Raw genomic sequence first — 13,186 nt, forward strand, 5'->3', positions numbered from 1 at the left:
CGAAAATGCCGGCAACCTGAATTCATACAGCGAACTACCTTACGATTGCGGCTCACGGCAAGCGGTGCCCAGTCCGTGGCGCGCGGTGCCAGGCCGACGGTGGCGGAGCAGCGATCGCCGCTGTGGCGTACCAGCCACCGGCCATGTTCGAACAAGGTGGGCTGAGGTTCGAGCCCTCAGGGCTCGGTCGCCCCACTCACCGGCGGGCGGAGGACTCGATTCTCTCGATCATGGTGCGCGCTCTTTCAGCACCTGACCCAGCAGGCCAAGAAGGTAACGGTCGCAGCAGAAATCACCGACCGGTGGCGGTGGTGGGGCCGACCACGCGGGTGGCTGGGCGGAAGCGCCATGCGGTGGCGAAGCGGCCGAGCTCGGCGGAAATGCGGGCTGCTGACCTCTCGTCGGCGGGTTCGGTGACTGTGAGGACGGGCCCACCGCCTTCGGTGTGGACGGTGAGGGTCGCCGCCGCCTCGGCGAGGCCGGCATCCTCCAGGGCGGCACCGGCGGCGCGGCGAGCCGCGTCCTCGCGCAGCGGCACCTTGAACATCTTGCCGACGAGCGTCATCGGGATGCTGTCGACGAGGTGGACGGCCTTCGGCACGGCGGCCCGCTCGGGGATTCTCGCCGCTGCCCAGTCCAGCAGGTCCTGTGCGGCCACGGTCGCGCCCGCCCGCACGGCGACATAGGCGACGGGCACCTCGCCGGAGTGCGCGTCGGGCCGGCCGACCGCCGCCGCGGCGGTGACGTCCGGGTGGCGCAGCAGGACGTCCTCGATCGACGTCGGGTCGATGTTGTGCCCACCTCGGATGATCAGGTCCTTGGCCCGGCCGACGAGGCGGACGAAGCCGTCGGGGCCGACACTGCCCAGGTCGCCGGTGTCGAGCCAGTCGTCGGCGATCCTGCCGGCCGGTTCCGGCTCCGGCTCCGGCTCGGGATCGGGATCGGGATCGGAACTGGGTTCGGAACCGGGTTCGTCGGAGCCCGGGCGGAGATAGCCCGGGAACACGTTGGGCCCGGCGATGACGAGGGCGCCGGTCTCACCTGCCGGCAGGTCGGTCCAGGTGCCGTCCGCCTCGATGCGCACCGCCCTGATGCGCTGGTAGGGCAGGCGCTGGCCGACCGTGCCGGGACGGAGATGGCCGGGCAGGTTCCGGGCGGAGGCGCAGGTGGCCTCGGTGAGCCCGTAGCCCTCGCACAGCTGCAGGCCCCCGGTGCGGTCGGCGAACCCGCGGCGGATCTCCTCGGGCAGGGGTGCCGCGCCCACGACGGGCAGGACCAGGGTGGAGATGTCGGCGTCGACCGGGCAGGCGGCGAGGACCGAGTAGACCGTCGGCACCGCGGACATCGCCGCGACCCGGTACCGCTCGACGATCTTCCAGAACACCCCGTAGAGGGACGGGTCGCGGTAGCCGAGCGGGCCGGCCCAGACGACGTGCTGGCCGCGGTACAGCGGCGCCAGGCAGGTGAGGACGACGGCATTGACGTGGAACAGCGGTAGCCCGGCGAGCGCCGCGACGTCGTCGGCGAGCCGGACGCCCACCGCGATCTGCCAGGCGTTGACGACCTCGTTGGCGTGGGTGTGCGCGGCGAGCTTGGGCGACCCGGTCGTCCCACCGGTGTGGAAGTAGCTGGCGATGTCGCCCGGCCGCGGCCGGTCCGGCGCGGTGAGCGCGTCCGCCGGCTCGGCGGCCATGAGCTCGTCGAGGTAGGCCACCCGGGCCGCCGCGCCGGTTCCCACGACGGGTCCGTCGAGCGCCGCGACGGGTCCGTCGAGGGCTGGAACCTCTCCGTCGAGGGCCGGGACCTCTCTGTCGAGCGCCGGGACGGGTCCGTCGAGCGCCGGTGGGATTCCGGTGGCGCCGTCCGGGCGCACCGCCAGCACCACTCGCAGCCCGGCGCCGGCCGCGAGCCGCACCGCGGTCGCCCACACCTGCGGGTCGAGTTCCGGCCCCGCGGTGACCAGCACCCGAGCCCCGGACAGGCGGAGAAGACCCACGATCTGGGCGTGGGCCAGGCCGGGGTTGAGCGGCGCGGCGATTCCGACGGTCTGGGCGGCGAGCAGGGCGGCCAGGACGAGGCCGTTGTTGGGCGCGAGGATCGCCACGGCATCTCGGCGACCCACCCCCAGCCGGGTCAGGACGTTGGCGACCTGGTTGACGCGGTCGCGCAGATCAGCGAACGTCCAGACGACGGGCCGATCCCATTTTTCTCCCGACGGCAGCAGCGAGACGGCCGGGCGGCTCGGCCAGGTCTGTGCGGCGTGCCGCAGCAGGGCATGGGTACTGGCCGGCAGGCCCCGCTCCGCCAGCGGTACCTCTTCGATCACCGCGAGATCCGCGGGGCCGCGGAATTCCGGCCACCACGGGTCGACGCTTTCGTTTCCAGCCACGACCATGTACTCCTCGAGCTTCGGGGAAGCGCGACGAGTCGGCAGAAATAGGCGGAGCTCTGTTCTCCGTCCGGCTGTCGACGAGTCCGCTGCCCAGCACTTTTGGACTGGCCGTAATCCTATGGATGCGCGGGGCCGAAAACGACCGTGCGCCGCCCCAGACCTACGGACGGCGATTTGTCATCCATAACAAAGGTACCCTCGTTCGCACGGCGCCCATCCGGCTCGCGCTATCCGCTGGCCGTGGAGAGCATCCAGCAGGCGAATACAAACGGAAGTTCACCGATATTGACTCGGCGGTCCGCGCCGGCCCGCGCCGCGCCGCGCCACGCGGCGCGGCGCCAGGGGTGCGAACCAGACGAACAAAGAGCACAGAAGGCGGCTTGACGATCCGCAAGAAGTGAGGATTCTGGTCGTTTTCGCAGCCGAAATCCACACTTCTTGCCGAGGAGCAGCGGCGTCGGTAGAGGCCCGATGCCCGGGATTCCGCGACGGGCCTGCCGACGACCATGATCCTCCCTCGCGCGCGGCAGCGGCCGGGGAGCCGGCGCGGTCGCGGGTTCCGATCGGTTCCGGCCGTGGTCACGGACGTCCAGGGCGGCCGGGCCGTCCAGACCCATGGTCGGACGCGCCCCCGGCCCGCCTCGGCAAAGTGACAGAGGTGTCTGAAACCCGAATCGTTTCCCTTCGCCGTATGAATGATGGGCACGCGTGATCGGTCATCACGGGCGAATCGCCGCCGTGGGCGGCCCGCGCACCCGACCACCGCCGGCCCGGCACCGCGTCACCGCGGCCAGCGAGACCCGAACACCCCCCGCGACCAGCGGTTTCAGGGCTTGCCGCGGCGCCCACAGCGCCTTGGACGGACGAGATCCCACCCCCACCGGCACCCGGCGAGGTGCGCCGTCACGACGACTAAAGACCTCTTCGTGTCTCCTCCTAAAACCACCCCACGGAGGCTTGAAAACCGGCGAAGAAATGGATTTCAAGAGATCCGAGGAAAGAGAAACGCGGAGCCCTTTAGGACGCGAACGGAACAGAAGCTCCCCCGCCGAAAGCTGACCAGAGCTGTCAGAAACCCAGAAGACCATCATTCTTGCTTGGCAGCGGCAGCGGCAGCGGCAGCAGCGGCAGCGGCGGCAGCGGCTCGCAGGAGGGCACTCAGTTGAGACCACCAGCGTCCGCCGCGTGGGCGGTGAAGGCCGCGTGGATCATCGGCAGGTCACCGCTGCTGGTGGGATCGAGACCGGTCAGTGCGGACGCCTTCCGCACCCGGTAGTCGACGGTGTTCGGATGGACGTGCAGACGTCCCGCGGCCCGGCGGCGGTCAAGCCCGCAGGCGAGGAAGACCCGCAGGGTTTCCAGCAGGTCCGGCCGGTTCGCCAGCGGCTGCAGCCGTGACGCCAGATAGTCACGCGCGGGCCCCGGCCTGGTGAGCTGGTAGTCGAAGGCGACGTCGCCCAGCTGGTAGATCCCGGCGGGACGGCCGGACACCCGGGCGATCTGGCAGATCTCGGTGGCCAGCCGGGCGGCGGGCGCGACGGCGTCCGGCCGGGCCGGCACGACACCGCCGGTGATCTCCGCCCGGGCGGCGCGGCCGAGCTGGCCGACGAGCGACGACAGCGCGCCCCAGCTGCGCTCGGCCAGGTTCTCCGTGGGCCGCGCGCCGACCGCGTCGTCGAGGGGCACCAGGACGAGCCCGCCGTCGGGCGACAGCCCGTGGAGCACGACGGCCGGTGCGCCGCCTTCCAGTTCCGTCCGGATCCGGCGCAGCTTGCGGCGCGCGGCGACGAGCGCGTCGACCGCGGGGTTGAGCTCGTCGGGGTGCGGGGCGATCTCCAGGCTGATCACCGCGTAGCTCGCCGGCAGCCTGACCGCCGCCCGCCGGGCGGCTATCTCGGCCGGCGAGGCGGTGAGCAGCGCGGAAAGCATCGCCCGGCGCGCGTCCTGTTCCTCATGAATGGCGGCCAGTCGGGCTTCGAGGTAGCCGGCGGAGACCTCGGAGATGATGGTCCGGAGGTATCGCAGGAGCAGGCGCTGGACGGTCAGGATCGCGGGGAGATCGCCGGGCTCGACCGTGGCGATGACCCGGTCCACGCACACCTCGGCACCAAGGTGGTAGGCGTCGATCAGTGCTTCCAGCGGAACGCCCTCGTCGGCACGCTGGCCGGCGGATTCCCGTAACTCCCTCAGCTGTCCGTGGGCGGGTGGTTCGCCGGTGCGGAGCATGTGCGTGAACAGCCGGATGCAGGTCCGGGTCGTCTGGGTGATGTCACCGCGCAGCTCCTCCTCCGGCAGCGACGCGTAGGCGGAAAGCTGCGCGGACAGCTCCGTGACGACGGACGCGGCCAGCTCGCGGATCCGCACCGACAGATGCCGGTCCACCGGCACTCCGCCGAAGTAGATCCTGGCGCTTTTGGTATCGGTCACAGAGTTCCTCCGCGTTATCTGGACAAGCTCCCAGGGGCACTGCGGTCCCGTCGCCTCCATGCTTGCTCAATTGATATCCGGTCTGGCGGGATCACACCGGACCCGGATCCGGCGTGGGAGATCGATGTTGGGCATCATTCGGCGCGATCGTTTACCCCGGCCGCCTGCGCTGGCGGCGCTGGCCGCACTGGCCTTGGCGGGGGCGTGCGCGGCCTCCGACACCGGCGGGTCCGGCCTCGGCCGGTCGGCGTGCACGTCGCCGGGCGTCAGTGCGACCGAGATCAGGCTCGGGCTGTTGCTGTCCGACACCGGCCCGGCCGCGGAGATCTGGCAGGGGATGCGCAGCGGCATCGAGGCCCGCCTCGGCGAGGTGAACGAAGGGGGCGGCGTTCACGGCCGGAAGATCGTCTACAGCTGGCGGGACGACGAGTCGAACGGCGCCCTGAACATCTCCGGCGCCCGCGACCTCGTCGGGGGCGCCGGTGTCCTCGCCCTGCTGGAAGGCTCCAGCGTGGTCGGTGAGTCGGCCCAGTACCTCGACGACCAGGGCGTGCCGGTGGCCGGCGTGGCCCAGGAGGCCGCCTGGTCGCAGCATCCCAACATGATCAGCTACGCGAACATCGCTCCCCCGGACACCCGGACGCGCGACACCCTGGCCCGGTATGCCCGCGCCGTCGGCGGCGATTCGGCCGTCGTGGTCATCGCGGGCCTGTTCGAGGCGTCGGTCCAGGGCGGCGCACGGATCACCGAATCGCTGGCGGCCGGAGGCGTGCCGGTCGTCGCGACGCTGGACTACACCCAGGGCGCCAGCTCCCCGGCCCGGCTCGCGCAGCAGATCGCCGCCACCGGAGCGGACGTCCTCGTCAGTGCGCTGCCCGGCGGAGCCTTCGCCGAGATCTACGCCGCGGCCCGGCAGGCCGGCATCCCTCTGCGGGCCGCCGTCTCCGCCGCGGGGCTCGACCAGGGACTGGTGGACGCCTACGGCACGCAGATCAGCGGGGCCGCCTACTACACGTCCGTGGTGCCGCTGGAGGTGTCGTCTCCCGTCCACCAGCCGTACCTCGACGCGATGGCGCGGTACGCGCCCGGCCAGTCGCCCGACACGAAGAACGCCCTCGACGCCTACATCACCACGGATCTCCTGGTGCAGGGCCTCGAAGCGGCTGGCGCATGCCCCACCAGGGAGGGCCTGCTGACGGCGTTACGGTCGTTCGACGCCTACGACGGCGGCGGCCTGCTCTCCGCGCCGGTGGACCTGACCGCCGGTTTCGGCCGGCCACCGGCCTGCTACACGTTCGTCGTCGTCAACCAGGCGGGAAGGGGCTTCGAGGTCGCCCCCCAGAGCCCGATCTGCCCCGGCGCACCGTGACGCCCCCACCGTGACGCCACCGCCGCGCGGTGACCGCGGCCGGGCTCAACCCGAGCCTGGTTCGTCCGGTGCCTCGCCGGACTGGACGAGCACGTCGACGTTGTACTCGGCCGACAGCGGCGCGATGAGGTCGGCGTCGTGCCCCGGCGGCCAGAGTGCGAGGTAGAGCCCTTCGGCCCCACCCGGCGTGAACAGCATGAGCACGTCGGCCGGCCCGTCCAGGGCCAGGCACCGGTGCGGCCGGTCGCGGGGGACGAAGACGAGGTCTCCGGTGGCGGCGGTGAAGTGGCGTGAGGCGGCCTCCACCCGCATCCGTCCGTCCAGGACGACGAACGACCGGTCCTCGCCGTGGTGGATCAGGTACGGCGCTTCGTCGGCGGGCAGCAGCCGTACCCGGAGCAGGCCGTAGGAGCCGCCGGTCGTCGCCGCGGTGGCGAGCGGGACGGGCGCCGGCCTGCCCGCCGGGGCCGTCCGCGGGCCACCCCCGGCGGTGCCGGAGGTGGTGTGGAACGGGCGCACTCGTTCAGCTCCCGCCTCGTCGCGGCTGCCTGCTGTCGCTCCACGGCAGGGTGGTCGCCGCCAGCGCCAGGCCGGCGACGACGGTGGCCGGGATGATCCAGTAGCCTTCCTTCACGGGCAGGCCCTGCCCGAACAGGAGCGTCACACCGGCGAGGACGAGACCCGCGGCCACCGGCCTGGACAGCCCGCCGGCCCGCCAGCCGACGATGCCGAGCAGCGGAACTCCGATGATGAACGCGAACGCGACCGGCAGGGCGACCAGCGTCATGTCGGACTCGATCTCGTGCAGGGTGTGGTGGTCGATGTTCGGTGCGACGAACATTTCGATGTAGGCGTTCGCGGGCATCGTCACGAACCCGATCCAGACCAGCGCGTAGGCGGCCCGGGCCAGTCGGCCAGGCCCGAGGCGGCCCGCCAGCAGCGGCAGCCCGGCGGCGATCAGCACACCGCCGATTCCGAAGAGCAGGTGGGCGGCGGACCAGGTGGCCGCCTGTTCGGCCGCCTCGTTGTGCTCGAGCGGGTGCAGCAGGTTTCCCAGCGCGAACAGGACACCGCCGGCACCGAGCAGGACCCGGCGCAGCGTCGTGTCATCCGACGTCGCCGGCGCGGGGGCCTGCGGTTGCCGCGCCGAGCGCGGTACCCGCGGCGCGCCGCCGAGCGGCTGTGACTCCACAGTGGACATTGCTCCTCCTTCATGACCGGGACCTGGGATCGGGGCGGCCGCGTGCCGCGCCCATCGCCACGGACGACTGTTGCCGACTACGCTGGCCGTTCGGCGGTGAAAGCCTTGCGTGCGCCTTGCGTCCGGCTGGGCTCGGCGGCCGGCGACGATTCGGGGGTCGATCGCAGCGGTGAGCAGCTCCTCTCCGGTGCGGTTCGGCGTACTCGGGCCGACCACGGCCACAGCCACCACAGCCACCACCGCCACGGCCACCGCTGGCGACGGCGACGGCGACGGCTCCCCGCTGGAGCTCGGCCCGCGGCGGCGCCGGGAGCTGATCACCCTCCTGTTGCTGCGGCCCGGCGTCACCGTCACCGCGGACGCACTGGCCGACGAGCTGTGGCAGGGCGAACCGCCACCCGCCGCGCGGTCCACACTGCAGGGGCATCTGTCCGTGCTGCGCCGGATCCTGGAGCCGGGGGCCAGCCCGCCGTACCGGCTGCTCGTCACCCGAGGCTCCGGCTACGCCCTCGCGGTCTCCCCCGCAGATCTCGACACCGGGCGCCTCGACGAGTTACGGGCACTCGCCAGGCGGGCGCTCGACGACGGGGACCCGGTCGGTGCCCGCGCTCATCTGGATCGTGCGCTCGCCCTCTGGCGGGGTGAGCCGTTCGCCGACCTGGCGGACCACCCGGCGGCCGAAGCGGCACGGGTGAAGCTGGCGGAGGACCAGATGGCCGTCCGCGCGGACCTCCTCGCCGTCCGGCTCGACCTGGGCGAACACGATGCGGTGATCGGTGAGCTGCGCGTCCTGACCAGCCAGCACCCGCTGCAGGAGAGGCTTCACGCCCAGCTCGCCACCGCGCTGTACCGCGGTGGCCGGCAGGCCGACGCGCTCACCGTTCTTCGTCAGGCACGGCAGACCCTGGCGGATGATCTGGGCCTCGAACCGGGGCCGGAGCTCCGGGAGCTGGAGACCGCGATCCTGCGCCACGACGCCGGGCTGGCGCGGCCCGGGGTCCCCCACACCGGCGCCCCCCACACCGGCGTCCTCGCCGCCGCGGCCCTGACCGCCCCCACGCTCGCCGCGCCTGCCCCCGCGCCTGCCACCGCCGGGGCCGCCGGCGGGCGGCTGCCGTTGCTTGGCCGAGACCGGGAGCTCGCCGCCCTCGAACAGGCGTGGGAGCGGACCGCCACCGAGCAGGCGACCGGCGTGGCCCTGCTGTCCGGCGAGGCAGGCATCGGCAAGACCAGGCTGCTGGAGGAACTCGCCCGGCGGGTACCGGCGCAGACCCGTTGGGGCCGCTGCACGCAGGTCTCCGGCGCCCCGGCCTACTGGCCATGGCGGCAGCTGCTGCGAGGCCTGCCCGCGGAGGTGGTGGGCGCCTTCGGGGCGGTCCGGGACGGTGACGGTCCGGTCCGGTTCGAGGTGGCGCTGGCGATCGGCCGCCATCTGGCCGAGCTCGCCTCTGCCGGTCCGGTGCTGGCGCTGCTCGAGGATCTGCACTGGGCCGACCCGGCTTCGACCGCGATGCTGGAGATCCTCGCCGGCGAGCTGACGGACGTCCCGGTGCTGCTGGTCTGCAGCTTCCGTCCGGGGCGCGGCGGGACGGCCGCCCCCGGCGACCCCGCCGGGGGCGGCCAGGACGGCGAGCCGCTGCGCCGGCTGCTCGGCGTGCTCGCCCGTCACCCCGCCCTGACCAGGGTGGAGTTGGCCGGGCTCCCACCGACGGACGTCGGCCGCCTGTTCGGCGCCGTGAGCGGCATGGCGCCCACCCCCGAGCAGGCCGCAGCCGTCCGCCGCCGCACCGCCGGCAATCCCTTCTTCGTCGTCGAGCTCGCCCGGCTGGCGGCGACCACCTCTGCCGGCCAGGCCACGGCGGACGGCCAGGCCACGGCGGGCGGCCAGGCCACGGTTGTTGACCAGGCCACGGTTGTTGACCAGGCCGCAGCGGCCGGCACGCTGCCGACCGGGGTGCGCGACACCGTGCTCGCGCGGCTGGCCGCGATGCCCACCGGCCTGACGAGCCTGCTCGCCGCCGCCGCGGTGGCCGGCCGCGAGGCGGCGCTGCCGGTGGTGACAGCCGCCGCCGGGCTGTCCCAGGCCGGCGCGCTCGACGCGGTGGACATCGCCGTCGCCGCCGGGCTGGCCGACGTGCCCGCTCCGGGACGGCTGAGGTTCACCCACGACATCGTCCGGGAGGCCGTGCTGGTCGGGATGGGCACCGCCGAGCGGGCCCGGCTGGCCGGCCTCGTCGCCGACGCCCTGGTCGCCCACCAGGGCGCGTCGGTACCTGCCGCGGTGCTCGCGCACCATCTTCGCGTGGCCGCGGCCGGACATCCCGACCTGCGCGCCGCCCAGGCACAGGCGGTCGCGGCAAGGGCCGCGCTCGCGCAGTTCGCGTTCGAGGACGCGGCGACCCTCGCCGGCCACGGTTTGGACCTCGTTCCCGGGGACCGTCCTGACCTGCGGGTCGACCTGATGGTGATCCGCGGTGAGGCGCTACGGCGGTCCGCCGCCTTCGCGCAGGCACAGCAGGTGCTCACCGAGGCCGCCAGAATCGCCACCGCGCACGGCGACACCGTCCGCGCGGGACTCGCGACGCTGACCCGCGCCGGCGACGCGGTCGGCGGCTACAGCTCGCTGTTCTACGTCCCGGTGCCGGGCCTGATCGCCGATCTGGACGCCGCGGCGGCGGCACTGCCCGCGGCCGAAGGGGACCTCCGCCTCCGGCTGCTCACCTCGGCGGCCGTCCGGGCGTGCTATGGCGAGCCGGCGGCGGCGAGCCGGCTCATCGGGCGGGCCGCCGAGGTGCTCGCCGAGCAGCGCACGACCCGGCCCGGGGCGGCCGAGGAACCCGCCGGCCTGCTGATCGCCCGGGCGCTCGCGGCCTGGACACCGGCGCACACCGGCCTTCGGCTGGCGATCGCCGACACGCTGCTGGCGACGGTCGAGGGCCCGCCGAGCGGCGAGCTGGTGGCCCGGCACCTGCGTCGGGCCGTCCTGTGGGAGCTGGGCGAGGTCGAAGCCGCCGAGGGCGAGTCCGCCGCCTTCAGCCGGCGGCTGCGCCAGGTGCGCGACCCTGACTTCGACCTGCTGGACCACTGCTGGCAGGCGATGCACCACCTCTACGCGGGGCGGTACGACCAGGCCGCCGAGGTCGCGGCGGTTCTGGGCGGGCCGCTGCCGGGTGTGACGCCCGGGGCGATCAACGCGCTCACCCAGTCCGCCGCCACCATCCACGGCATCACCGCCTGGGACCGCGCCACCTTGGGCGACTTCCTCCCGCAGGTGGAGGACATGGAGGAACAGGTGATCGCCGAGTGGGCGCTGATCCGCGCCCTCGCGCTCGCGGACACCGGGCGCCCCGAGGCGGCGGCACGTGAGGTCCGCCGCCTCGTCCGGCCGGACCTGGCCGACGTCGCGCCTGGTGCCATGGAACCGGTCTACGTCGTGCTTCTCGCCGAGATCGTGGCGCAGCTGGTCGACGCCGTCCCGGACATGGCCGAGTGGGCGACCGGCCTCGCGGACCGCATCGCGGGGTACGGCGAGTCGCTGGTGACCTTTGTGCTCGGCCTGACCTGCATGGGCCCGGCCGCCCTGTACCGGGGCGGCCTCGCGCTGGCGCTGGGCCGGGTGGACGAAGGCGTCGCCGACCTGCGGTCGTCGCTGCTGCTTGCCGAGAAGACCGGTGGGGTGCCGTTCGTGATCCGTACCCGGCGGCGGCTCGCCCAGGCGCTACGCCGCGCCGGGCACGAGGACGAAGCCCGGCGGCTTGATCTGGCCGCCGCGCGCGACGCGCACACCATCGGCATGCGGCTGCCCTACTCCGGCACCTGACCTGTTTCCGATTCAGGACGTCTGGCCCGCAGGCCGGCCGGGGCTGACCATTCCGTACTCGTACGCCATGACCACGACCTGGGATCTGTCCCGGGCACCCAGTTTCGCCATGATGCGGCTGACGTGGGTCTTCGCCGTCAGGGGGGAGATCACCAGGCGCGCGGCGATCTCGTCGTTGGTGCGGCCCGCGGCGACCAGCCGCATGACCTCACGTTCGCGGCCGGTGAGAACGTCGAGCCGGGCATCGGGCTCCCGGGCCTTCTCCCGGCCCGCGAACTCGGCGATGAGCCGACGGGTGACGGACGGGCTGATCAGCGCATCACCCCGCCTGGCCACCCGCACGGCGTGCAGGAGCTCGGCCGGTTCGGTGTCCTTGACCAGGAAGCCCGTCGCGCCGGCACGCAACGCCCCGTAGACGTGGTCGTCGAGGTCGAAGGTCGTCAGCATGACCACCTTCACGGTCGACAGCTCGCTGTCCTCGGCGATGAGCCGGGCAGCCTCCAGCCCGTCCATGCCCGGCATGCGGATGTCCATCAGGACCACGTCGGGCCGCAGCTCACGGCAGCCGCGGACGGCGGCCTGCCCGTCGGCTGCCTCGGCGACCACCTCGAGGTCGTCCTCGTCGTCGAGGATCGAGCGGATGCCGGCCCGGACGAGTCGCTGGTCATCCGCCAGCAGGATCCTGATCATCGGCACCCCAATCGTCCATCGGCTTGTCAGGGACTGTGAACGGTAGCCGGGCACGCACGACGAAGCCGCCCGCAGGCCCAGGCCGCGCGCTCAGCATGCCGCCCAGCGCGCGGGCCCGTTCCGTCATGCCGGCGATGCCCGTACCGCCCGCGTTGCCGGCGGGAGCCGGGCCCCGGCCGTCGTCCTCGATGCCGATCGTCAGCTGCCGGTCATCGCGGTGGATCCGGATGGTCACGTGCCGGGCGCCGCTGTGCCGGGCGGCGTTCGTCAGTGACTCCTGGACGATGCGGTAGGCGGCGAGGTCCACCGCGGCGGGCGGCGACGGCCCGGCTCCACGCTCGTCGACGCGCACGTCCAGGCCCGCCCGGGTGGCCGAGGCGATCAGGTCGTTGATCCCGGCCAGGCCCGGCGTGGGCGCGGTGGGGGCCTCCTCGTCGACCTGGCGCAGCATGCCGAGGGTGGCGCGCAGCTCCCGCAGGCCCTCCTTGCTGCCTTCCTTGATGGCGGCCAACGCCGTCTCCGCCTGGCTCGGGTCCTTCGTCAGCCGGTGCAGGGCGGCGGAGGCCTGCACGTTGATCATCGACATGGTGTGCCCGACCACGTCGTGCAGCTCACGCGCGATGCGCAGCCGCTCCTGCGCGGCACTCCACCGGGCATGCTCCTCGGCGTAGGCGAGCCTGCCGTGCCGCATGGCGCCCAGGGCCACGACGGCGACCAGCCAGCCGGTGAGCATGAAGACGGCCGTGCCGCTGATGTCGCCGGTTCCGGCCAGGGCTCCCGCGCTGACGCCGATCACCATCACCACCGCCATGGCGACGCAGGCCCGCAGGCGCCCCTGGGACGCGAGGGCGTACAGCACCGCGACCGGCACCAGCACGAGCGGGCCGTCGACGGTGCTCACCAGGTAGTACGCGCCGGTACCGAGCACCGTGCACCAGCCCACCGCCACCGGGTACCGGCGGCGCAGCAGCAGCGCCCCGCACACCGCCACGGCGATCAGCCAGGCGGAGACCGACGCGGCGGATGCCTGCCCGTTCGGCCCCAGTCGCTGCCCTTCGGCCACGCCCACCAGCACCAGCACGACCAGGGCCAGCGCCGCCTCGACGTGCGGGACGCCGACGCCGGGCTCACGGAAACGGCTCAGGTCGGGGTGGGGCACACCAGCATTCTGCCAATGACAGGAAGGCGACCGGAATACTCCCCTTCCGTGGTCAGCATGCCGATTTGAGATGAGCGCTTTTCCACACGTACATCCGCCGGTGTAGGCGCGCGAATTCTCGTACTTCC

At 73.1% G+C, this 13,186-nt stretch carries 8 protein-coding genes; 2 read left to right on the forward strand and 6 right to left on the reverse strand.

The features are described from left to right. Positions 1 to 292: 292 nt before the first annotated feature. A complete protein-coding gene (locus ACG83_RS29235; RefSeq protein ID WP_200931396.1) occupies positions 293 to 2,389 on the reverse strand; it encodes an acyl-CoA synthetase in 2,097 nt (698 codons plus the stop codon). Between the two features lie 1,161 nt (positions 2,390 to 3,550). Next, positions 3,551 to 4,819, reverse strand: coding sequence for a CdaR family transcriptional regulator (locus ACG83_RS29240; protein ID WP_054569455.1), 1,269 nt, complete (start codon positions 4,817 to 4,819; stop codon positions 3,551 to 3,553). Between the two features lie 124 nt (positions 4,820 to 4,943). On the opposite strand from ACG83_RS29240, the gene ACG83_RS29245 reads away from it, so the two are divergent. Continuing rightward, entirely contained in the window at positions 4,944 to 6,188 is a 1,245-nt protein-coding gene (locus ACG83_RS29245) for an ABC transporter substrate-binding protein (RefSeq protein WP_054569456.1), read from the forward strand. 45 nt (positions 6,189 to 6,233) lie between these two features. Here ACG83_RS29245 and ACG83_RS29250 read toward each other — a convergent pair whose 3' ends face one another. Both ACG83_RS29250 and ACG83_RS29255 read right to left on the reverse strand, forming a co-directional pair. Further along, positions 6,234 to 6,707 (reverse strand): cupin domain-containing protein, encoded by a 474-nt coding sequence (locus tag ACG83_RS29250; RefSeq protein WP_054569457.1) that lies wholly within the window; start codon positions 6,705 to 6,707, stop codon positions 6,234 to 6,236. Between the two features lie 4 nt (positions 6,708 to 6,711). Then, positions 6,712 to 7,389: a hypothetical protein gene (locus ACG83_RS29255; protein ID WP_054569458.1), complete on the reverse strand. Its 678-nt coding sequence runs from the start codon at positions 7,387 to 7,389 to the stop codon at positions 6,712 to 6,714. A gap of 169 nt (positions 7,390 to 7,558) precedes the next feature. Between ACG83_RS29255 and ACG83_RS29260 the strand changes: the two genes are divergently transcribed. Further along, positions 7,559 to 11,209, forward strand: a complete 3,651-nt coding sequence (locus ACG83_RS29260; protein ID WP_161934805.1) for an AfsR/SARP family transcriptional regulator — start codon at positions 7,559 to 7,561, stop codon at positions 11,207 to 11,209. Between the two features lie 12 nt (positions 11,210 to 11,221). Here ACG83_RS29260 and ACG83_RS29265 read toward each other — a convergent pair whose 3' ends face one another. Together ACG83_RS29265 and ACG83_RS29270 are read right to left on the reverse strand one after the other, a co-directional pair. After that, positions 11,222 to 11,899, reverse strand: a complete 678-nt coding sequence (locus ACG83_RS29265; RefSeq protein WP_054569638.1) for a response regulator transcription factor — start codon at positions 11,897 to 11,899, stop codon at positions 11,222 to 11,224. Then, on the reverse strand, positions 11,874 to 13,058 hold the full coding sequence (locus tag ACG83_RS29270) for a sensor histidine kinase (protein ID WP_083473651.1): 1,185 nt from the start codon (positions 13,056 to 13,058) through the stop codon (positions 11,874 to 11,876). The genes ACG83_RS29265 and ACG83_RS29270 overlap by 26 nt, the downstream gene beginning before the upstream one ends. Positions 13,059 to 13,186: the final 128 nt, after the last annotated feature.

Source organism: Frankia sp. R43, from assembly GCF_001306465.1.
Taxonomy (GTDB): Bacteria; Actinomycetota; Actinomycetes; order Frankiales; family Frankiaceae; genus Parafrankia; species Parafrankia irregularis.

Bases quoted from the DNA above. Each gene is read 5' to 3' on its own strand.
- ACG83_RS29255 (WP_054569458.1), bottom strand. From the start codon at position 7,389: ATGTCCACTGTGGAGTCACAGCCGCTCGGCGGCGCGCCGCGGGTACCG.
- ACG83_RS29245 (WP_054569456.1), top strand. From the start codon at position 4,944: ATGTTGGGCATCATTCGGCGCGATCGTTTACCCCGGCCGCCTGCGCTG.
- ACG83_RS29265 (WP_054569638.1), bottom strand. From the start codon at position 11,899: ATGATCAGGATCCTGCTGGCGGATGACCAGCGACTCGTCCGGGCCGGC.